We start from the raw sequence: 19,781 nt of genomic DNA on the forward strand, positions 1-19,781 counted from the left end.
CCCTGATGTCACAGCACCGGAGGTCTTCCGTATGCGTTCCCTCTACGTAGCCGCGGCCGCGTTCCTGTCCCTGGCCGCGGCCGCCCCGGCCGCCCACGCCGTGACCACCGGGCCCGTCGGGTCTGTCGGGTCCGAGCAGCCGCGGGGTCTGTTCCTGACGGTCTCCGGAGCCGAGAACACCTGGGTCCGGGGTGTCCTCCTGCGCTGCACGCCCAAGCCCTCGGGCCACCACCCGTACGCCGCCGAGGCCTGTGCCGACCTCAGGGCGGCGGGTGGCGACCTGGACGCGCTGCCGGTCGAACAGCGGATCTGCACCAAGCAGTACGACCCGGTCACGGTCGCGGCCACCGGCACGTATCGCGGCAAGGCGATCTCCTGGCACAAGACCTTCGGCAACGCCTGCGAGATGGACGCGTCGACGGGCCACGTCTTCCGCTTCTGACCCCCCGAGGTGCCGGCCGTCAGTTGCTGCGTGACGCCACCATCGCCACAGTGAGCAGGCCGAGCACCACCCAGCCGAACCACAGCCACCCGTTGCTGCCGAGCGCCACCGTGTAGGCGGTCACGGCCACCAGGCCGCCCACGGTGAACGCACCCATCGTCTTCGTGGAACCGGGCATGACACCCTCCTCCCAGCGGCCGGACGGAGTCCGAGCCGCGACCAGGAGGCCATATTCACCCGTAACGGGGTAGTGGCGCTACTGCCGCGCGCGGGGTGGCGCTACTGGCCGCGCGCGTTGAGGGAGGCCAGGTAGGCGTTGTACGCCGCCAGCTCCTTGTCGCCGTCCCGGTCCGCGGCCCGGTCCTTGCGGCGCGCCTGCCGGTCCTCCGACTTCTTCCACTGGAAGAGCAGGGCCAGCAGCACAAGCACTGAAGGCACCTCGCTGAACGCCCAGGCGATGCCGCCCGCCGCCGTCTGGTCGGCGAGCGGATCGATGCCCAGCGAGGCCGGCGGATTCTCGAACGTGCCGACCATCGTCGTCGACGCCATCATCAGCGCGATCCCGAAGAAGGCGTGGAACGGCATGCCCGCGAACAGCTCCAGCATCCGCATCACATAGCCGGGCCGGTTGGGCCCCGGGTCCACGCCCATGATCGGCCAGAAGAACACCAGGCCGACGGCGAGGAAGTGCACCATCATCGCGAGGTGGCCGACCTTGGACCCCATGAGGAAGTCGAAGAGCGGCGTGAAGTAGAGCGCGTACAGGCTCGCGATGAACAGCGGGATCGTGAAGGCCGCGTGCGTGATGATCCGCATGTACCGGCTGTGCAGCAGCGCGAGGAGCAGCTCGCGCGGCCCCTTGTTGCCGCGCTTCGCGGACACCGGCAGCGCCCGCAGCGCGAGCGTGATCGGGGCGCCCATCAGGAGCAGGATCGGCGACAGCATGCTGATGACCATGTGTTGCACCATGTGCACGCTGAACATGACCATGCCGTAGTCGTTGAGCTTCGTGCACATCACCAGACCGATGGTGAGCACGCCCACGACGTACGCGATCGTCCGGGACACCGGCCACGCGTCACCGCGCCGGGCCAGGCGCAGCACGCCCCATCCGTAGAGGGCGAGCGCCAGCAGGCACCCGACGAGGAAGAAGGGGTCGGCCGACCATTGAAGGCCACGCCCCAGCGTGAACGGCGGCAGATCCATGTTCATGCCGTGCCCGCTGTGATCCATCCGCCGGCTCCTGTTGCTCGTTTCGTACGGATTGTGCGCACCCAGAGTAGAACTGCCCCCGGCCGCTGTTTCGGCCGGGGGCAGTTCTGTGTGTCCTGGAGCGGGTGTGGATCAGCGGGTGTGGATCAGAGCACGCACTCGGCTTCGGCGTACCGCTCGTCCGGGACCGTCTTCAGCGTCTCCACGGCCTCGGCCAGCGGCACCATCAGGATGTCGGTGCCACGCAGCGCGGTCATCTTGCCGAACTCGCCGCGGTGCACGGCCTCCACGGCGTGCCAGCCGAACCGCGTCGCGAGCACGCGGTCGTACGCGGTGGGGGTGCCGCCGCGCTGCACATGACCGAGGATCACGGGGCGTGCCTCCTTGCCGAGGCGCTGCTCCAGCTCGATGGAGAGCTGGCGGGCGATCCCCGCGAAGCGCTCGTGGCCGTAGACGTCCTTGCCGCCCTCGTCGTACTCCATCGAACCGGCCCGCGGCTTGGCGCCCTCGGCGACGACCACGATGGCGAACTTCTTGCCGGCCTCGAACCGCTCACCGACCTTCTTGGTCAGCTCGTCGATGTCGAAGGGGCGTTCCGGCACGACGACGGCGTGCGCGCCCGCGGCCATGCCGGAGTGCAGCGCGATCCAGCCGGTGTGCCGGCCCATGACCTCGACGATCAGCACGCGCTGGTGCGACTCGGCGGTGGTCTTGAGGCGGTCGAGGGCCTCAGTGGCGACGCCGACGGCCGTGTCGAAGCCGAACGTCACGTCGGTGACGGCGATGTCGTTGTCGATCGTCTTCGGTACGCCGACGATCGGGAGGCCGTTGTCCGAGAGGAGGCGGGCCGCCTTCAGGGTGCCCTCGCCGCCGATCGGAATGATCGCGTCGAGACCGAGGTCCGCGACGTGCTCCTTGGCCCGCTCGATGCCGTCACGCAGATGCGCGGGCTGTACGCGGGAGGAGCCGAGGATGGTGCCGCCGCGGGCGAGGATGCCGCCCACCGCGTCGAGGTCCAGCTTGCGGTAGTCGCACTCGAGCAGGCCCTTCCACCCGTCGTGGAAGCCGATGACCTCGTCGCCGTGGTCGACGACGGCACGGTGCACGACCGAACGGATCACGGCGTTCAGGCCGGGGCAGTCGCCGCCTGAAGTGAGGACACCAATACGCATAAGCCCGGATTACCTTTGCAGACGTGGGCCGATGGCCGGACTGCGTCGTCCGCCTTGACCCCCGTACCTTATCGGCGGCCGGGGGCCCGACCGCACCGGGCGTCCGACTGGTGGACTGGCCTGCTCACATGGGCGCGTGGGTGCCCTAAAGGGCCCTGGGGGAGGGCTCCGAGAGGATCAGGCGGGCTGCGTCGTAGCAGCCGCGATCCGCTCGCTGCGGAGCTCCTCGTACCAGTGGTCGTTCACCGGCGGCAGCGCGTTCACATCGAGCGCCAGCTTGATCAGCAGGTCGGCGATCTGCGGATTGCGCGCGAGTACGGGCCCGTGCATGTACGTGCCGAAAACGGTGTCGTTGAAGGCGCCTTCGGTGCCGTCCCCCGTGCCGTTGCCCTTGCCCATCCGGGTCCGGGCGAAGGCCCGCGCCGTGGGGCCGAGGTGCGTGACGCCCTGGTGGTTCTCGAAGCCGGTCAGCTCCGGCAGGCCCAACGACGGGTCGATGTCGCCCAGTACGTCACCGACGCAGCGCTCGCCCTCGCCGCGCGTCGAGACGACGTCGAGCAGGCCGAGGCCGGGCTCGCGCTCACCGAGGTCGTTCACGAACTCGTGGCCGAGGATCTGGTAACCGGCGCACACGGAGAAGACGATCGCGCCGTTGGCCACCGCGCGCTCCAGGCCGCCGTCGCGGCGCAGCCGCTCCGCCGCGAGGCGCTGCGGACGGTCCTCGCCGCCGCCGATGAGGTAGATGTCGCCGGAGGTCGGCACGGCCTGGTCGCTGCGCACGTCGTAGCGCTCGACCTGGAGGCGGCGCTGCTGGGCGCGGCGCTCCACCACCAGAGCGTTGCCCTGGTCGCCGTAGGTGCTCAGGAGGTCGGGGTAGACCCACACGAGACGCAGGCTGTTGTCACTCATGCTCATGATCCTTCGCTGTTCGCGCTCTGTGTGGGGCTCGTCAGTTGCCCACGCGGCGGCGGACGTCCTGGAAGGCGGTGTAGTTGGCGATCAGCTCGATCCGCCCGGGGGGCGACATCTGCACCGCCTCGTCGAGCGTTTCGCAGACCCGGAAGTCCAGGCCCGCGACCTCGAGGCGGACCGCGAGGTCGAGCCGGCGGTCGCCGATCACGCAGATCGGGTGCCCGGCCAGGCGCGTGTAGTCGACGTCCCACAGCCAGGAGGTGTCGGTGCCGTCGGCGCCCCGCGCGTTCACCGAGAGGATCACCGGGGTCGGCGGCGGGTCGATCAGAGTGAACGTTTCGAGCCAGCCCGCCGGGTTCTTGGCGAGCAGCAGCCGGAGGTCGCGCTCCTGGAACTGCACGACGTCGTAGCGCCCCGCCACGGCCTGCACCTGGTACATGCGCTCCAGGGCGACCTGCGGGGGCACCCCGAAGCAGGCGGCCACGGCCGCGGACGTCGCCGCGTTCGCCTTGTTGGCGCGGCCCGGCAGTTGGAGGTTGATCGGCCATGCGGAGCCGTGCGGGTCGATGACGTGGTCGCCCTGGAGCGCCCAGCTCGCGAGCGGGCGGCGGAAGCCGCACTCGCCGCAGAACCAGTCGTCACCGGGGCGCTGCATCACGCCGCCGCACGCCGGGCAGGACCAGGCGTCGTCCTTCCACTCCTGGCCCGCGGCGACCCACACCACGTTCGGCGAGGAGGAGGCGGCCCAGACGATCAGCGGGTCGTCCGCGTTCGCGATCACGATGGCCTTCGAACCGGACAGGCCCTCGCGCCACTTCTCGGCGAGCATGCGGGTCTCGCCGGCGCGGTCCAGCTGGTCGCGCGAGAGGTTGAGCAGCGCGATCGCCTTCGGGTCGGTGTCGCGGGCGACACCGGCCAGGTACTTCTCGTCTACTTCGATCACGCCGTACTTGGCCTCGCCGCCGCCGGCCAGGGCGGAGGTGATGCCCGCGGGCATGTTCGCCCCCAGCGCGTTCGAGACGACGGGGCCGCTGGCGCGCAGTGCCTCCGCGAGCAGTCGCGTGGTCGTCGTCTTGCCGTTCGTGGCCGAGACGAGCACCACGTCCAGGTGCTGGGCGACCCGCGCGAGCAGCTCGGGGTCGAGCCGCAGCGCGACCTTGCCGCCGATCACTGATCCGCTGCCGCGGCCCGCCGCCCGCGACACCGCGGCCGCGGCCCTGCCCGCGGTGACGGCCAGCTTGGCCCGCGGAGTCATCGGCTCCGAGTTGCCTGACATCTTCCTGGGTCCTCCTTGCGTACCGCGCCGCGCCTGCCCCCGGCATCGATTGTGGGCTCAGCCTATCGAGATCCTCTGACAAGCCCGAACAGTGGCACCACCAGCACTTCGTGGTGCGTACTGGACCGTACCCTTACCGGCATGCGACACGGCTCGATCCCGGGCGCCTCAGGGCGCGTACGACCCCTGACCCTGCTCGGTGAAACCGTGCTGCACCAACCCTGCGCCCAGGTAACGGACTTCGGCCCGGACCTCGCGCGCCTGGTCGAGGACATGTTCGCCACGATGTACGCGGCGCAGGGCGTGGGCCTCGCCGCGAACCAGGTCGGCGAGGGACTTCGGGTCTTCGTCTTCGACTGTGAGGATGACGACGATGTGCGCCACGTCGGCCACGTCGTGAACCCGCGTCTGGTCGAGGCCGACGGCGACGTGATCCGCGGCCCCGAGGGCTGCCTGTCGCTCCCGGGCCTCGAGGCGGGCACGCCCCGCTTCGACCACGCGCGCGTGGAGGGGTACGACCTCGGCGGCGAACCTGTGGTGATCCACGGCACGGGCTGGTTCGCCCGCTGCCTCCAGCACGAGTGCGACCACTTGGAGGGTCGTACGTACACGGAGCGGGTCACCGGGTGGCGCCGCAGGAAGGTGCTGCGGCAGGCTGCCAGGGCGCCTTGGGCGTCAGGGTCCGTTCCGTCCTGAGGCGTCGGCCCGGTCAGAAGCCGGGGCCGCCCACCTTGTCGCCCGCCGCGGCGAGGCGCCCCCACAGCAGATCGGCCAGTGCGCGCACCAACTCGGCGCGCTCGCACGGGCGGTCACCGAGCCACCAGTCACCGGCGGCGTGCATCATGCCGACGATCCCGTGCCCCCACACACGCGCGAGTTGCTGGCTGCCGGGGCCGAGGTCCACGCGCTCCTCGATGACCTCGGCCAGCTCCTCGCCCATCCGGCGCAGCAGCGGCGCCGAGTGCCGTCCGACGTCGAACCCGGATTCGGCGGGGGCGCCCTCCGACGGATGCATCAGGAAGCGGTAGACCTGAGGGCGGGCCTCGATCGCCGCCAAGTAGGTGTCGAGCGTCGCCTCCACGCGCTCGCGCCGCTCCGCGGGCGCGTCCAGGGCGGCCCGCAGCGAGGCGAGCAGCGCGTCCGTGTGGCGCATGGCGAGCGCGGCGTAGAGGCCGCCCTTGTCGCCGAAGTGCCGGTACAGGATCGGCTTGGTGATCCCGGCCTCGGCCGCGATGGCGTTCATCGAGGCGCCGGGGCCGTCCCGGAGCACCACCCGGTCCGCGGCCTCAAGCAGCTCGCGGCGCCGACGCTCGGCGGCGGACTGTTGGTCCGCGCGCTGATCGTTCCGTTGTGTGGTCTCCATGAGCTCTCCCCACCCCCGTGCGATTGCCTGACGCACGCGAAAGGTAACACCCGATGGCCATCCGGTATCGAACGCGCACTCGGAGGTTGACAGGGGCTACTCGCCAGTAACAGACTCGAGTTACCTTAAGTAACACAGTATTGCGTGCGCCCTGGAGGGGTTATGGCCGAGTTCACCATGGATCTCAGCGACGAGCAGAAGGAAGTCCGTGACTGGCTGCACGGCTTCGCCGCCGATGTGATTCGCCCCGCGGCCGCCGAGTGGGACGAGCGCGAGGAGACCCCCTGGCCGGTCATCCAGGAAGCGGCCAAGCTCGGAATCTACTCCCTGGACTTCTACGCGCAGCAGTTCTTCGACCCTTCGGGCCTCGGCATTCCGATGGCCATGGAGGAGCTGTTCTGGGGCGACGCGGGCATCGGCCTGTCCATCGTCGGCACGGGCCTCGCCGCGGTCGGCGTCCTCGCCAACGGCACCGAGGAGCAGATCGGCACCTGGATCCCGCAGATGTACGGCGACGCGAACGACGTGAAGGTGGCCGCCTTCTGCTCCTCCGAGCCGGACGCCGGCTCCGATGTCGCCGCGATGCGCACGCGTGCCGTCTACGACGAGGCCAAGGACGAGTGGGTCCTGAACGGCACCAAGACGTGGGCGACGAACGGCGGCATCGCCAATGTCCACGTGGTCGTCGCCTCCGTGGACGCGGAGCTCGGCTCCAAGGGGCACGCCTCCTTCATCGTGCCGCCGAACACCCCCGGTCTGTCCCAGGGGCAGAAGTTCAAGAAGCACGGCATCCGCGCCTCGCACACCGCCGAGGTCGTCCTGGAGAACGTCCGGGTGCCCGGCTCCTGCCTGCTCGGCGGCAAGGACAAGCTCGACGAGCGCCTGGCCCGCTCGCGGGAGAAGGCCAAGAAGGGCGGCGAGCGCGTGAAGAACGCCGCGATGGCCACCTTCGAGGCCTCGCGTCCCGCCGTCGGCGCCATGGCGGTCGGCACGGCCCGCGCCGCCTACGAGGAGGCCCTGGAGTACGCGAAGACGCGCGAGCAGTTCGGCCGCCCGATCATCGACAACCAGGGCGTGGCCTTCCAACTCGCCGACATGCGCACCCAGATCGACGCCGCGCGCCTCCTGGTGTGGCGTGCCTCCTGGATGGCGTCCACGGGCAAGAAGTTCGAGAACGCCGAGGGCTCCATGTCCAAGCTGTTCGCGAGCGAGACCGCCAAGAAGGTCAGCGCCCAGGCCGTCCAGATCCTCGGCGGCAACGGCTTCACCCGCGAGTACCCCGTGGAGCGCATGCACCGCGACGCCGCGATCTACACGATCTTCGAGGGCACGAGCGAGATCCAGCGCCTGGTCATCGCCCGCACCCTCTCGGGCATGCCGATCCGCTAGCGGGTTTCGCGGTGGCCTCACCGATGTCGGAGAGGCCACCGCGGGACTGCGCCCGGTGGGACTGTGCCCGGCGGGACTCCGCCTACCCGTCCTCGTCGGCGGAGCCGAGGGCTCCGGCCAGCGCGGAGGCGGGGTCGGACGCCGAGGGCCCGGCGGGAGCCCAGCGACCGCGCTGCTTGCGGTAGGGCCACCAGCGACCGTCCCGGCCGAGCCGCAGTTGGGCCTGCCCGTCGGCGGTGCTCCAGCGGCCGCGGGCGGCCTTGAGTGCGGGGCGCTCGTCGTCGTCCCAGGCCGCGTCGAGCGCGGCACGCGCGCGTACCAGGCCTTCCGCGTCCGGGGTCCGGTCCTCGTCCAGTACGTCGAGCGCGGCGGCGCCCCCGTACTCCCAGGCGTGCACGGCGAGCGTCAGGCCCTCCCGGCCGCGGCCACCGACCTCGGCGAGCCGTGCCCGGATGTGCGGCACGGGGGACGCGGAGGCCAGGCGTACGGCGTCCTGCGGCACGGTCAATTCCGGTGGGGCAGGGCGCTGTTCGTGCCCGGGGGACAGTGCCTCCGCGAGCAGCCGGTGCGCTTCGGTCGCCGCCTGCGCGCCGAGGAAGCCGAGCGCGTCGACGTCCGTGCCCGCGGGTGGTGCCGTCTCCGTGTCGAGCGACGGCGGCAGGCCGGGCTCGTCGGGCAGCGGCGGCGGACCCGGCAGCGGTGGCAGCACGATCGCCGACGCGTACGCCTCGGCCGCGTCCACCCCCTCGGCCTCCCGGGCTTCGTGCGGCGCCTCCGGTTCGGTGCGTACGGTGCTGCGCACCTGAAGCTCGTCGAGCAGCGCGCGCTCGCCGCGCCCGCGCAGCAGGAGCAGCACGAACGGATCCTGGTCCAGCAGACGGGCGAGCTGATAGCTCAGCGCCGCCGTGTGCGCGCAGTGGTCCCAGGCGTCGCAGTCGCAGCGCGGCTCCAAGTCGCCGATCCCCGGCAGGAGTTCCACACCCGAGGCCGAGGCGTCCTCCACGAGGTGCGGCGGCATGTCGCGGTCCAGGAGCGCCGCGATGTGCCCGGCCCGCTCGGCCGCCATCGTCAGGAAGCCGTCCCACTCGTCCTCGTCCAGGCACTGCAGCAGCACGTCCGAGCGGTGTGTGGCGCCGCCGCGGTCCTCCACCACCGCGGTGATGCGACCCGGCCGGACCGACACCGCGCCCACCGCTCCCGCGCGCGCGAGCCTGCGCCCCGCCTTCAGCTGCGCGGTGTCGAGCGCGGTGTCCTCCAGGGCCTTCAACCAGGCCTGCCCCCACCAGGTCTCGGCGAAGGCCCGCCCGCGCGCGGGCGGCAGTGCCGCGAACGTGCGCATGTCGTCTTCCATGTGGCTCATCGGGTGCCCCCTCGCAACTCGACCAGGTCCGCCAGTTCCGCGTCGGTGAGTTCGGTCAGCGCCGCCTCACCGGAACCGAGCACCGCGTCCGCCAACTCCTGCTTACGGAGCAGCATTTCCGCGATCCGGTCCTCGATCGTGCCCTCGGCGATCAGCCGGTGCACCTGCACCGGCCTGGTCTGCCCGATCCGGTACGCGCGGTCGGTGGCCTGCGCCTCCACGGCCGGGTTCCACCAGCGGTCGTAGTGCACGACGTGCTCCGCGCGCGTGAGGTTGAGGCCCGTGCCCGCAGCCTTCAACGAGAGAAGGAACACGGGCACTTCGCCCTCCTGGAAGCGCCGCACCATGGCCTCGCGCTCCGCGACCGGGGTGCCTCCGTGGAGGAACATCACCGGCACGCCGCGGGCCACCAGATGTCGCTCCACGAGGCGGGCCATCTGCACGTACTGCGTGAAGACCAGCACGCCGGCGTCCTCGGACAGGATCGTGTCCAGGAGCTCGTCGAGGAGTTCCAGCTTCCCGGAGCGGCCGGTGATGCGCGGCTTGTCCTCCTTGAGGTACTGCGCCGGGTGGTTGCAGATCTGCTTGAGGCCGGTGAGGAGCTTGACGATCAGACCGCGCCGCTCGAATCCCGCCGCCCCGGAGATCTCCGCGAGCGTCTCCCGCACCACGGCCTCGTACAGGCCCGCCTGTTCGGCGGTGAGGGACACCGCGCGATCCGTCTCGGTCTTGGGCGGCAGCTCCGGGGCGATGCCGGGATCCGACTTGCGTCGACGCAACAGGAAGGGCCCCACGAGCTTGGCCAGACGCTCCGCGGCCGCCGGGTCCTTGCCGCCCTCGATCGCCCGGGCGTAGCGCGTACGGAAGGTGCCGAGGCGGCCCAGGAGACCGGGCGTCGTCCAGTCGAGCAGGGCCCACAGCTCGGAGAGGTTGTTCTCGACCGGGGTGCCGGTGAGCGCCACGCGCGCGCGTGCGCCGATGGTGCGCAGTTCCTTGGCCGTCGCCGAGTAGGGGTTCTTCACGTGCTGCGCCTCGTCGGCGACGAGCATTCCCCAGGACGCGGTGCCGAGTTGGGTGGCGTCGAGGCGCATCGTGCCGTAGGTGGTGAGTACGAACTCGCCGTCGGCGAGGTTCTCCAGGGAGCGGCGCCCGCCGTGGAAGCGGCGTACGGGGGTGCCGGGCGCGAACCTCTCGATCTCGCGCTGCCAGTTGCCCATCAGGGATGTCGGGCAGACCACGAGCGTCGGTCCCGCGCTCTCCGGGGAGCTCTGGCGGTGCAGGTGCAGCGCGATCAGCGTGATCGTCTTGCCGAGGCCCATGTCGTCGGCGAGACAGGCGCCGAGGCCCAGCGAGGTCATGTGGGCGAGCCAGTTGAGTCCACGCAGCTGGTAGTCGCGCAATTCGGCGTCGAGCGCGTCCGGTTGGCCTACCGGCGTCATGCCCTCGGGGTCCGCGAGACGGTCCCGCAGGGCCGTGAGCCAGCCCGTCGGCCGTACGTCGACCCGGCGGCCCTCGACCTCCGTCGAGCCCGTGAGAACGGCGCTCAGCGCGTCGACCGGGGTGACCTTGCGGTCCTGGTGCGAGCGGGCGCGGCGGGCCTCCGCGGGGTCGATCAGCACCCACTGGTCGCGCAGCCGTACGACGGGACGGTTCGCCTCGGCGAGCACGTCCAGCTCCGCGCGGCTCAACTCCTGGTCGCCGAGGGCGAACCGCCAGTCGAACGCCAGCAGGGCGTCGGCCGACAGGAAGGACGGGCCGTCGGAGGAGAGCCCGTCGGGGGCCTCGCCATCGGCCGGGCCGATCACCGCGCGGGCCGTCAACTTGCGGGCCAGCTCCCTGGGCCAGTGCACCTCGACGCCGGCCGCGGACAGCGCCCGCGCGCCCTCGCCGAGCAGCTCCGTGACCTCCTCGTCGGCCAGTTCGACGGCGTCCGGCACGGTCGCGGAGAGCAGCGGCGCGAGTGGTGTCCACGCGCGCGTGGCGCGGCGCAGTGCCAACAACGCGTCCATACGGGCACGGTCGCCGAAGGCGCGCGCCGAGGATCCGCCCCCGGCCCACACTTGTGCCGCATCCGCGACCAGGGTGGGATCGCTGACGCTGTGCAGTTGAAGCACCGCGCGGAACGGGGAGCGGGGCTCGTCGTCCGTGATCTGCTCGAGTCCGGGGACCTCCACGCGCAGCGAGATCCGCACACCCGCGTCGAGCCCCGCCGCGACATCCCCCGCCCAGGGGCGCAGTTCGGGCACGCGCTGCGGTTCCCGCGCGGCGAACGCCGGTCCACCGGCGGCGTGCGCGGCGGCGGGGGAACGCGGCAGGGCGTCGGCCACCGCGTCCAGGAACGCGCGCAGCAGTCGTTCCGGGGCGTGCAGGCGCGGCGCTTCGGTCCCGTCCAGCGGCACGGCGTGTGCCTCGGGCGGCATCGCGGCGGCCAGCTCCCTGACCCGGTCGAGGTCGCCGGCCCCCAGCGGTCCTGCGCGCCACGCGTCGTGGCCTTCGGCGCTCACTCCCGGCAACAGCAGCCCACGGGCGACGAGTTGGAGCGCCAGGAGGCCGGCCGCGCCCCAGAAGGTCGCCGTCGGGTCGGCGTCCGCGGTGGTACGCGCGCGGGTGAGCACCGGCAGCGCGGCGCGCATGGGCAGGGTGACGGCCGGTACGGTCACCGGCTCCACGGCGTCCTCACCGGGCAGCGCGAGGCGCAGTTCGGTGCGGGTGCCCGCGTCCGGCAGCGGCGGCTCGCCGCCTTCGGGTCGCCAGAAGGCCACGGTCGACGTGCGGGCCGGGTCGGCGGGGGTGAACACGACGCCGCAGCGCGCGAGTTCGGTGGTCTCGGAGGGGGTGGGCGGAGCGGTGTGGGTGTGCTCGGAGATGGCGACGTCCTCGTATTCATCAAACTTGACTACTCACCCTGGAGGCGCCGAGGGTACACCTCCCGATCAGCCGGACGCGCCTCCATGTGTCGTGATCTGGATCACCTGACCCTTAAGGGTGGGGCTTACCCCCCTGTCGTGGTGGGGTGCGCCCAGGCGGTACTCGGGTGGTGGCGCCATGGCCGATGAAGGTCCGTGATCCATAGGTTCCTAGTGGTCGGGCGACGCGTAGCCCGCCGCATCGACCTCACCCACCACAGACCGGAGACCGCCATGCCCTCGGCCGTCGGAACCCTGCCGGAGCCCACCACCGGGCCGGCCTCCCCCGAAGGGGGAAGCGAGTTCACGCCACTGCTGCGCGCCATCAAGGGGCAGGGGCTGCTGGAGCGGCGCACCGGCTGGTACGTACGCACCATCCTGGTCAACGCCCTGTGCCTCGGCGCCGTCGTCACGGGCATGGCTCTCATCGGCGGCTCCTGGTGGGTGCTCGCCCTGGCACCGGTCCTTGCGGCGCTGTGCGCACGCACCGCCTTCATCGGACACGACGCGGGCCACGCCCAGATCACCGGGAACCGCTCGGTGAGCCGGCTGATCGGCCTGGTCCACGGCAACCTGCTGCTCGGCATGAGTTACTCCTGGTGGAACGACAAGCACAACCGGCACCACGCCAACCCGAACCACATCGAGAAGGACCCCGACGTCGCCGCCGACGTACTCGTCTTCACCAGCAAACAGGCCGCCACGCGCGCGGGGTTCCGCGGCTGGCTCACCCGCCACCAGGCCTGGCTCTTCTTCCCGCTCACCCTGCTCGAGGGCCTCGCCCTGAAGATCTCCGGATTCCAGGACCTGCGCCGCCAGGGCGGCCGCGAACGCCTCGTGGAGGGCGCGTTCCTGGTCGCGCACGTGGCCGGTTACCTGACGCTGCTCCTCACCACCATGCCGCTCGGCCACGCGCTCGTCTTCGCGGCCCTCCATCAGGCCCTGTTCGGGCTGCATCTGGGTATGGCGTTCGCCCCCAACCACAAGGGCATGGAGATGCCGGACCCGGACGGCGACAAGTGGGGCCACCTGCGCCGCCAGGTCCTCACCTCGCGCAACATCAAGGGCAGCGCGCTGACCGACTGGTTCCTCGGCGGCCTCAACTACCAGATCGAGCACCACCTGTTCCCGAGCATGCCCCGCCCCCACCTGCGCCTCGCCCAACCCATGGTGAAGGCCCACTGCCGCGGGCTCGGCATCCCCTTCGTGGAGACAGGGCTTGTCGACTCCTACCGCCAGGCGCTGCGCCACATGTATGAAGTGGGAGAGCCGCTACGGGTCGACATCTGACGGCCTCCCCGCCATGTGCGGGGCGTGGAATCAGGGATGTCTCAGGGTTGCCGGACGGAACTGCGGGCGACGTGGGCCCGTTTCTCACAGCAGAGGCGGGTCCGCTCCACTCAGGCGAGGGCGGGCCGCCCCGAAGGAGGCCACACATGTCGAAGAGCGCGAAGATTGCCGTGGGAGGTGTGGCGGCCGGCATCATCCTGTTGATCTGGCTGCCCTGGTGGGCGGCCCTGCTCATCGTGCTGGGCGCGCCCGCCGCCGCATACATGTTGCTCGACCCCTCGCAGCGGCGCCGGCTGCGCCGCGCCTCGCGCAAGGAGCTGGGGCGCTGAGGGGACATCGTGACCATCGGAGCCGCACGGGACGTTCGCGCCCCGCGCGGCTCCGTCGATTCACGTAGGGCGTACGGCCATCTTGTCGAGCGCTTCGAGCAGGCTCGGCAGTTCCCGGCCGCGGCCGACCGGCAGCACTTCGCCCGGCTCGTCGTCGAGGAGCACGAAGGCGATGTCGTCGGTCCGCGCGACCATCGACCAGCCGGGCCCGTCGGCGCGCAGCGTCCGGGCGTCGCCGGAGGCGAACGAGGAGCGCACGCGACCCAGGGGCGGCGGCGCGTCCACGTATCCGCGTACCTCCGAGAGGACCCGCCGGATGCCCGTCTGGGTGCCGCTCGGCTCGCCCTCCTGAGGCGCCTCGGCGTCCTCCTCCGTGGCGAACTGGGAGTCGTCGAGCTGTTCCCGCCACACGGCCCACTGGAGCGCTATCTCGTCCGCCCCCAGGCGCCGTTGGGCCGGGCCCCACGTCTCCGTGTCGGGCGGCGTCAGCGGCGGTGTGTCGGCGTACTCGGGGTCGGGCTCGGGATCGTGCGGCGCGGGGACGCCCGGGGCGGCCACGGCGAGCGAGAGCGGCCAGCCGGGCAGCGCGGCGACCATGCTGTCCTCGTCGGGCGAGAGCTCGTACTCCATGCCGCAGTCCCACGACGCGATGGCGACGGCGACCAGCGACACGTCGTCGACCACGACGGTCCACCGAGCGCCCTGCCCGTCCTGGCCGAGCACCAGACCGTATCCCTCGGCCAACGGCGCGAGCCCCAGGGCCCCGCAGGCCTCCGGGTAGTCGTCACCGAGCACGCTCGGGAACTTCGCAGGCGTCAGCAACACCGCCGTCAGCACGTACAGCGCGTCGTCCCCATCGACCGCCGCTTCGTCCACTCCGGTCACGCCGGCCTCCCCTGAACTTCGTTCCACCGGCGAGACCTTAGTCAGTGCCCGATGCCGTCGTACAGGGGGGTCCACACTCGATGACCAGGAAAATCGACAACAATCCAGCCCCTGCACCCCTCCCGTGAGCAAACTGTCAACATCCCGTGCCCACCATGTGCGCCTCGCGCACGTTGCTCAGCCGGCCGGCAGCCCAAGAAGGGCGCGAGCGACGGTCCGTGGCGGCTCGTCGCGTTCCCGCGCGAGGGCGATGACGGCCCGGCAGGCGAGCTCGTTGACCCCGAAGGCCAGCGCACTCGGCTCGACCCAGCCCGCCGCCTCGTCGGCCCGCTCCTGGTCATCTTCGACGCCCGCCACCACATAGGTGGCAGCCGCCTCGAACAGATTGTGCGCCCGCTCCTTCTTGCTCGGCGTACCACCGTCCTCGCGCCACGTCCTCCACGCCTTACGGACCCGATCGATCATGGACGCCACCGTCCCCCTACCCGTAACCCCCGACGTGTGTCACGGAGTTCCGGCCATCGTGACAGACCCGCCCACGCAACGGATCCCGTGCGGCGGGGGTCAGTGGGCCTCGGTTCCAGGCGGCCGCCTTCCAGTGTTGTTGGCGCGGCTCAGCCCTCCTCCCGCACCGCGAGTGCCAGGAAGCGGTCGTCCTCGTCGGCGTACGAGGTCATGCGCCAGCCGGCGGCGGCGAGGAGTGGGCGCAGGTTGGGCTCGGCGCGCAGGTCGTCCGGGGTGAGGGCGCGGCCGTGGCGGGCGGCGAGGGCGGCCCGGCCGATCGGGTGGAACAGTGCGAGCAGCCCGCCGGGGCGTACCACGCGCGCCAACTCGCGCAGATTCTCGGACGGTTGCGGCAAGTGCGAGATGAGCCCGGCCCCGAACACCGCGTCCAGCACGCCCGCGCGCAGCGGCAGTCGGGCCACGTCCGTGAGCAGAAGCCGCCCCTCGGTGTCCCTGCCCGCCCGTACGGCCCGCTCCAGCATGGCCGCTGTCAGGTCGGCGCCCAGGACCACCCCGGAAGGCCCCACGGCCGCGCGCAGCGGTGACAGCGCCCGCCCCGTGCCGCACCCGGCGTCGAGCACACGGTCACCGGGGCGCAGTTCCAGCGCGGCCACCGCGGACGCGTAGGCCGGGCCGTCGTCGGGGAAACGGGTGTCCCAGTCGGCGGCTCTGGCCGCGAAGAACTCCTGCACACGTGTGGCGTCATCGCTCATGCGCTCCATGATTGCGCAGCGCACTGACAGCGGCGCCCAGGCGCGTCCCGTGACACGAGTGGGGGACGAAGGATCGAAAGGTCCCGTTCTTCGTCGAAGACATCGCATGCACGTGCGGTGCGCATGTTCGACTTTCCGGCGACCGTTCCGCACCGTATCTCCTTCGTATTCCAAAACCTTTCGAACTGCGCCCCTGTTGTACGCCCCCACGGGCCTACCGTCCCTGACTCATGGGACACCTGGACCACGCCGCCTTCGGCTGGCTTACCCCCGTGCTGTCGTACGCGATGGCCTGCATCGGCGCCGCGCTCGGACTGCGCTGCACCGTACGCGCCCTGAACACCACGGGGAGCGCACGACGCAACTGGCTGCTCACGGCCGCTTCCGCCATCGGCACCGGCATCTGGACCATGCACTTCGTGGCGATGCTCGGGTTCACCGTCACCGGCACCGAGATCCGCTACAACGTCCCGCTGACCATCCTCAGCCTGGTCGTCGCGGTGACCGTCGTCGGTGTCGGCGTCTTCGCCGTCGGTCACCACAGCGAGCGCGGGCGCGCGCTGGTCCTGGGCGGCCTCACCACGGGCATCGGCGTGGCCAGCATGCACTACCTGGGGATGGCGGCCCTGCGCCTGCACGGGAAGGTCAGTTACGACCCGCTGCTGGTCGCCCTCTCCGTGGTGATCGCCGTCGTCGCGGCGACCGCCGCGCTGTGGGCCGCCCTCAACATCAAGTCACCGGGCGCCGTCGCGGTCGCCTCCCTCGTCATGGGCGGCGCCGTGAGCAGCATGCACTACACCGGGATGATGGCGGTGAGCGTGCGGGTGACCCCCTCCACGGCGGAGCTCGCCGGGGCCACGGCGATGCAGTTCATCTTCCCGCTGGCCGTGGGGCTCGGTTCCTACCTCTTCCTGACCTCGGCGTTCGTCGCGCTGTCCCCGACCGCGGACGAGAGGGAGGCCTCCACGTCGGCGCAGCGCCCGCTGGAGCACCAGACTCCCTGACCGCCCCCGCACCGCCACCGGCCCGGCACCAGGAGCGCGAAGGTGCCCCGACCCCGATCGAGGAGGCCATGCGCCCGCCCCGCAGAACCCCCAGCTCCGGCCCTCCGCACGAGACTTCGGCCCCCGCGCGCGGACGGCGTGCGCACGCCGGGCTGCCCGCCGACGAGGACGTCATGGTGGAGCCGGAGCCCGGCAGTGCGTCCCCCGCGCGCGGGGGAGCCATGCATCTGCGTCCGCGTACGGTCCGGGCGAAGATCATCTGCCTCCTGATGGTGCCCGTCGTCTCGCTGCTCGCCCTGTGGGCCTTCGCCACCGTGAGCACCGCCCAGGACGTCGCGCGGCTACGGCAGTTGCAGCGGGTCGACGAGACGGTGCGCGCACCCGTGGGCGCGGCCGTCGCCGCCTTGCAGGCCGAACGCACCGCAGCAGTCGCCTACGCCACCGAACCCACCGCCGGCCGCGCCGACGCCCTCACACGCCGTGCCGCCACCACCGACCGCGCCGTCTCCGCCCTGCGCATCGGCAAGGACGGCACGGTCGCCGACGGAGCCGACCTCCCGCGCGCGGTGGCCGGCCGACTGGACTCGTTCGTCGGCGGCGTCGAGCACCTACGAAGTGTGCGCAAGGCCGTGCAGGAACGGCGCACCGGCTGGGACGACGCATACGGGCAGTACACCAGGACCGTCGACAGCGCCTTCGCGGTCAGCGGTTCACTCACCGGCATCCAGGACTCCGAACTCGGCTCCGACGCGCGCGTACTCCTGGAGTTCGGCCGCTCCGGCGAGATGCTCGCCAGGGAGAACGCGGTGCTCGTCGGCGCACGCCTCGCCGGTTCCCTGGACGGCGAGCGGCTGCGGCTGTTCACCGGGGCGGTGGGGACCCGCGGGAACCTGATCGGCACGGCCGCGAACGACCTGCGCGGGCCCGAACGGGCCGCATGGAAGCGCCTGGAGGCAAGCCGCGCCTACGGAGACGTACGCGCCGTCGAGGACCGCACCCTCATCGCGGACCCGGGCGGGAAGGCGCTCGCCGCCGCGTCCGCCGACGCCTGGAACACGGCGTACGCGACCGTGCAGGACCAGATGCGCGCCATCGAGACGGACGCCGCACGTGGCGCCGCTGTCCGCGCGGACCCGCTCACCCGCGGACTGCTCACCCCGGCGGGAGGGGCCGTCCTGCTCGGACTCTTCGCCGTGGCGGCCTCGCTGGTGATCTCCGTGCGCATCGGCCGCGGCCTCGTCGTCGAACTGGTCAGCCTGCGCAACACCGCGTTGGAGATTGCCCGCCGCAAACTGCCCGACACCATGCGCAGGTTGCGGGCCGGCGAGGAGATCGACGTGGCGGCCGAAGCCCCCCAGGGCCCGCCCGCGGAGGACGAGACCGGCCAGGTCTCCGAGGCGCTCACCACGGTGCACCGCGCGGCCCTGTACGCCGCCGTGGAGCGCGCCGAACTCGCCAGCGGCATCTCCGGGGTCTTCGTCAACCTCGCCCGCCGCAGCCAGGTCCTCGTCCACCGTCAACTCGGCCTCCTGGACGGCATGGAGCGCCGCGCCGACGACCCGAGCGAACTCAGCGACCTGTTCCGGCTCGACCACCTCACCACACGGATGCGCCGCCACGCGGAGAGCCTGATCATCCTCTCCGGAGCCGCGCCGGGCCGCGCCTGGCGACAGCCCGTCCCGCTGACGAACGTCGTGCGGGCCGCGGTCTCCGAGATCGAGGACTACGCGCGCGTGGAGGTGCGCCACCTCTCCGCCGCCCAGGTCTCCGGTGCCGCTGTCGCCGACCTCACCCACCTCGTGGCCGAACTCGTCGAGAACGCCGCGCAGTTCTCGCCCCCGCACACCAAGGTGCGCATCAGCGGCGAGCCCGTCGGCAACGGGTACGCGATCGAGATCGAGGACCGCGGCCTCGGCATGGGCAAAGAGAGCCTCGAAGAGGCCAACCAGCGCATCGGGCACTCGGAGGCCCTCGACCTGTTCGACAGCGACCAGCTCGGCCTCTTCGTAGTCAGCAGGCTCGCCAAACGCCACGACATCAAGGTGCACCTGCGTACGTCCCCGTACGGAGGCACCACCGCCGTCGTCCTCCTGCCAACCCCCCTACTGCACAAGGACGGCGAGATCGGGCCGAGCGCCCATGACGCGCACCAACTGTCCCAGGAAGAGCGCCGCTACGCGCGCGTGCCCGAGCCCGAAGCGGGGCCGATGAACGACAGCCACCCCGTCCCCGCGCCGGCGCCCCGCCCGGCGCTCGCCCCCTCGACGGAGCCCGAGAGGCCCCGGCACCCACCGGGCGTCACCGCACTGCGCCTGCGCACCTCACCGGAGCCCGCGCTCCCCGAACACCCCGGGGACGACACGGACCCACCCACCGACGGCCTCCCACGCCGCGTACGCCAGGCCAGCCTCGCGCCCCAACTGCGCGAGCGGCCGGCCGAACCCACGTCTCCCGCGCGCGTACCCGCACCGGACGAGCGCACCCCCGAACAGGTCCGGGCCCGGATGGCCTCCTTCCGGGACGGCTGGGCCAGAGGCGGTGGCCGACCGCCCGGCCCCGACACCCATGAAGGAGATCGCGCATGATCAAGGAACCGAGCACCACGGGGACGGCCCACGGTGCCGGCGAACTCGACTGGCTCCTTGATGACTTGGTGCTGCGAGTGCCCGAACTGCGGCATGCCGTGATCCTCTCCAACGACGGCCTCGCCGTCGGCTCCTCCAGCGGCCTGCGCAGGGAGGACGCCGAACACCTCTCGGCCGTCGCCTCCGGCTTCAACTCCCTCGCCAAGGGCACAGGGCGGCACTTCGGCACGGGCGGAGTGCGGCAGACCATGGTCGAGATGGATGAAGGTTTCCTCTTCGTGGCGGCCGCAGGCGACGGTTCCTGCCTCGCCGTCCTGAGCACCGGCACCGCCGATATCGGGCTCGTCGCCTACGAGATGGCGCGCCTGGTCAGAAGGGTCGGCGAACACCTCTACACGGCCCCGAGAGCCGCCGGGCAGCCGCCCGCCGCGGGCTGACG

Annotated in this window: 19 protein-coding genes; 8 read left to right on the top strand and 11 right to left on the bottom strand. The window is 71.7% G+C overall.

All coding sequences use genetic code 11. The features are described from left to right. Positions 1 to 31: 31 nt before the first annotated feature. Entirely contained in the window at positions 32 to 442 is a 411-nt protein-coding gene (locus OG746_RS35690; RefSeq protein ID WP_266722333.1) for a subtilase-type protease inhibitor, read from the top strand. A gap of 19 nt (positions 443 to 461) precedes the next feature. On the opposite strand, the gene OG746_RS35695 is transcribed toward OG746_RS35690, so the two are convergent. The 5 genes from OG746_RS35695 to OG746_RS35715 form a co-directional block, all read right to left on the bottom strand. Continuing rightward, a complete protein-coding gene (locus OG746_RS35695) occupies positions 462 to 620 on the bottom strand; it encodes a hypothetical protein (protein WP_266722335.1) in 159 nt (52 codons plus the stop codon). Between the two features lie 101 nt (positions 621 to 721). Beyond that, positions 722 to 1,675, bottom strand: coding sequence for a cytochrome c oxidase assembly protein (locus OG746_RS35700; RefSeq protein ID WP_266722337.1), 954 nt, complete (start codon positions 1,673 to 1,675; stop codon positions 722 to 724). Between the two features lie 125 nt (positions 1,676 to 1,800). Further along, entirely contained in the window at positions 1,801 to 2,826 is a 1,026-nt protein-coding gene (locus tag OG746_RS35705; RefSeq protein WP_266722339.1) for a 6-phosphofructokinase, read from the bottom strand. A 177-nt stretch (positions 2,827 to 3,003) separates the two neighbouring features. Next, positions 3,004 to 3,735, bottom strand: a complete 732-nt coding sequence (locus OG746_RS35710; RefSeq protein WP_266722341.1) for a type 1 glutamine amidotransferase — start codon at positions 3,733 to 3,735, stop codon at positions 3,004 to 3,006. 40 nt (positions 3,736 to 3,775) lie between these two features. Continuing rightward, positions 3,776 to 5,014 carry a Mur ligase family protein gene (locus tag OG746_RS35715; RefSeq protein WP_266722343.1) on the bottom strand — a complete coding sequence of 413 codons (1,239 nt, stop codon included), beginning with the start codon at positions 5,012 to 5,014 and terminating at the stop codon, positions 3,776 to 3,778. Between the two features lie 141 nt (positions 5,015 to 5,155). Here OG746_RS35715 and def point away from each other — a divergent pair, with 141 nt between their 5' ends. Beyond that, positions 5,156 to 5,710 (top strand): peptide deformylase, encoded by a 555-nt coding sequence (gene def, locus OG746_RS35720; protein ID WP_266722345.1) that lies wholly within the window; start codon positions 5,156 to 5,158, stop codon positions 5,708 to 5,710. Positions 5,711 to 5,723: 13 nt separating this feature from the next. Here the strand turns inward: def and OG746_RS35725 are convergent, their stop codons facing one another. Beyond that, the gene (locus tag OG746_RS35725) at positions 5,724 to 6,377 is read right to left on the bottom strand and encodes a TetR/AcrR family transcriptional regulator (protein WP_266722347.1); all 654 of its coding nucleotides are present in this window, start codon (positions 6,375 to 6,377) and stop codon (positions 5,724 to 5,726) included. 162 nt (positions 6,378 to 6,539) lie between these two features. Here OG746_RS35725 and OG746_RS35730 point away from each other — a divergent pair, with 162 nt between their 5' ends. Then, positions 6,540 to 7,766: an acyl-CoA dehydrogenase family protein gene (locus OG746_RS35730; RefSeq protein WP_266722349.1), complete on the top strand. Its 1,227-nt coding sequence runs from the start codon at positions 6,540 to 6,542 to the stop codon at positions 7,764 to 7,766. An 82-nt stretch (positions 7,767 to 7,848) separates the two neighbouring features. Here the strand turns inward: OG746_RS35730 and OG746_RS35735 are convergent, their stop codons facing one another. Beyond that, entirely contained in the window at positions 7,849 to 9,126 is a 1,278-nt protein-coding gene (locus OG746_RS35735; RefSeq protein WP_266722351.1) for an SWIM zinc finger family protein, read from the bottom strand. Beyond that, positions 9,123 to 11,993: an SCO1167/SCO6262 family helicase gene (locus tag OG746_RS35740; protein WP_524540549.1), complete on the bottom strand. Its 2,871-nt coding sequence runs from the start codon at positions 11,991 to 11,993 to the stop codon at positions 9,123 to 9,125. The genes OG746_RS35735 and OG746_RS35740 overlap by 4 nt, the downstream gene beginning before the upstream one ends. A 273-nt stretch (positions 11,994 to 12,266) precedes the next feature. On the opposite strand from OG746_RS35740, the gene OG746_RS35745 reads away from it, so the two are divergent. Continuing rightward, positions 12,267 to 13,322 carry a fatty acid desaturase family protein gene (locus OG746_RS35745; RefSeq protein ID WP_266722355.1) on the top strand — a complete coding sequence of 352 codons (1,056 nt, stop codon included), beginning with the start codon at positions 12,267 to 12,269 and terminating at the stop codon, positions 13,320 to 13,322. A gap of 146 nt (positions 13,323 to 13,468) precedes the next feature. Continuing rightward, on the top strand, positions 13,469 to 13,651 hold the full coding sequence (locus OG746_RS35750; protein ID WP_266722357.1) for a tail-anchor membrane protein: 183 nt from the start codon (positions 13,469 to 13,471) through the stop codon (positions 13,649 to 13,651). A 60-nt stretch (positions 13,652 to 13,711) separates the two neighbouring features. Here the strand turns inward: OG746_RS35750 and OG746_RS35755 are convergent, their stop codons facing one another. The 3 genes from OG746_RS35755 to OG746_RS35765 all read right to left on the bottom strand — a co-directional run bounded on the left by OG746_RS35755 (position 13,712) and on the right by OG746_RS35765 (position 15,753). After that, positions 13,712 to 14,536: a hypothetical protein gene (locus OG746_RS35755; RefSeq protein ID WP_266722359.1), complete on the bottom strand. Its 825-nt coding sequence runs from the start codon at positions 14,534 to 14,536 to the stop codon at positions 13,712 to 13,714. Positions 14,537 to 14,713: 177 nt separating this feature from the next. Continuing rightward, complete coding sequence (locus OG746_RS35760) at positions 14,714 to 15,001, bottom strand: hypothetical protein (protein ID WP_266722360.1); 288 nt, start codon at positions 14,999 to 15,001, stop codon at positions 14,714 to 14,716. 149 nt (positions 15,002 to 15,150) lie between these two features. Further along, positions 15,151 to 15,753, bottom strand: a complete 603-nt coding sequence (locus OG746_RS35765) for a class I SAM-dependent methyltransferase (protein ID WP_266722362.1) — start codon at positions 15,751 to 15,753, stop codon at positions 15,151 to 15,153. Positions 15,754 to 15,983: 230 nt separating this feature from the next. Between OG746_RS35765 and OG746_RS35770 the strand changes: the two genes are divergently transcribed. The 3 genes from OG746_RS35770 (at position 15,984) to OG746_RS35780 (ending at position 19,779) form a co-directional block, all read left to right on the top strand. Then, complete coding sequence (locus tag OG746_RS35770) at positions 15,984 to 16,757, top strand: MHYT domain-containing protein (RefSeq protein WP_266722364.1); 774 nt, start codon at positions 15,984 to 15,986, stop codon at positions 16,755 to 16,757. 68 nt (positions 16,758 to 16,825) lie between these two features. After that, positions 16,826 to 19,342 carry a sensor histidine kinase gene (locus tag OG746_RS35775; RefSeq protein WP_266722366.1) on the top strand — a complete coding sequence of 839 codons (2,517 nt, stop codon included), beginning with the start codon at positions 16,826 to 16,828 and terminating at the stop codon, positions 19,340 to 19,342. Beyond that, positions 19,339 to 19,779: a roadblock/LC7 domain-containing protein gene (locus OG746_RS35780; protein WP_266722368.1), complete on the top strand. Its 441-nt coding sequence runs from the start codon at positions 19,339 to 19,341 to the stop codon at positions 19,777 to 19,779. The genes OG746_RS35775 and OG746_RS35780 overlap by 4 nt, the downstream gene beginning before the upstream one ends. Positions 19,780 to 19,781: the final 2 nt, after the last annotated feature.

Source organism: Streptomyces sp. NBC_01016 (assembly GCF_026341035.1).
Lineage (GTDB): Bacteria > Actinomycetota > Actinomycetes > Streptomycetales > Streptomycetaceae > Streptomyces.

What these genes read in the sequence shown, in the direction of transcription:
- OG746_RS35690 (WP_266722333.1), top strand. Translation starts at nt 32, where the DNA reads ATGCGTTCCCTCTACGTAGCCGCGGCCGCGTTCCTGTCCCTGGCCGCG.
- OG746_RS35745 (WP_266722355.1), top strand. Translation starts at nt 12,267, where the DNA reads ATGCCCTCGGCCGTCGGAACCCTGCCGGAGCCCACCACCGGGCCGGCC.
- OG746_RS35750 (WP_266722357.1), top strand. Translation starts at nt 13,469, where the DNA reads ATGTCGAAGAGCGCGAAGATTGCCGTGGGAGGTGTGGCGGCCGGCATC.
- OG746_RS35700 (WP_266722337.1), bottom strand. Translation starts at nt 1,675, where the DNA reads ATGGATCACAGCGGGCACGGCATGAACATGGATCTGCCGCCGTTCACG.
- OG746_RS35760 (WP_266722360.1), bottom strand. Translation starts at nt 15,001, where the DNA reads ATGATCGATCGGGTCCGTAAGGCGTGGAGGACGTGGCGCGAGGACGGT.
- OG746_RS35710 (WP_266722341.1), bottom strand. Translation starts at nt 3,735, where the DNA reads ATGAGTGACAACAGCCTGCGTCTCGTGTGGGTCTACCCCGACCTCCTG.
- OG746_RS35735 (WP_266722351.1), bottom strand. Translation starts at nt 9,126, where the DNA reads ATGAGCCACATGGAAGACGACATGCGCACGTTCGCGGCACTGCCGCCC.
- OG746_RS35770 (WP_266722364.1), top strand. Translation starts at nt 15,984, where the DNA reads ATGGGACACCTGGACCACGCCGCCTTCGGCTGGCTTACCCCCGTGCTG.
- OG746_RS35765 (WP_266722362.1), bottom strand. Translation starts at nt 15,753, where the DNA reads ATGAGCGATGACGCCACACGTGTGCAGGAGTTCTTCGCGGCCAGAGCC.
- OG746_RS35715 (WP_266722343.1), bottom strand. Translation starts at nt 5,014, where the DNA reads ATGTCAGGCAACTCGGAGCCGATGACTCCGCGGGCCAAGCTGGCCGTC.
- OG746_RS35775 (WP_266722366.1), top strand. Translation starts at nt 16,826, where the DNA reads ATGCGCCCGCCCCGCAGAACCCCCAGCTCCGGCCCTCCGCACGAGACT.
- OG746_RS35725 (WP_266722347.1), bottom strand. Translation starts at nt 6,377, where the DNA reads ATGGAGACCACACAACGGAACGATCAGCGCGCGGACCAACAGTCCGCC.
- OG746_RS35695 (WP_266722335.1), bottom strand. Translation starts at nt 620, where the DNA reads ATGCCCGGTTCCACGAAGACGATGGGTGCGTTCACCGTGGGCGGCCTG.
- def (WP_266722345.1), top strand. Translation starts at nt 5,156, where the DNA reads ATGCGACACGGCTCGATCCCGGGCGCCTCAGGGCGCGTACGACCCCTG.
- OG746_RS35730 (WP_266722349.1), top strand. Translation starts at nt 6,540, where the DNA reads ATGGCCGAGTTCACCATGGATCTCAGCGACGAGCAGAAGGAAGTCCGT.
- OG746_RS35780 (WP_266722368.1), top strand. Translation starts at nt 19,339, where the DNA reads ATGATCAAGGAACCGAGCACCACGGGGACGGCCCACGGTGCCGGCGAA.
- OG746_RS35705 (WP_266722339.1), bottom strand. Translation starts at nt 2,826, where the DNA reads ATGCGTATTGGTGTCCTCACTTCAGGCGGCGACTGCCCCGGCCTGAAC.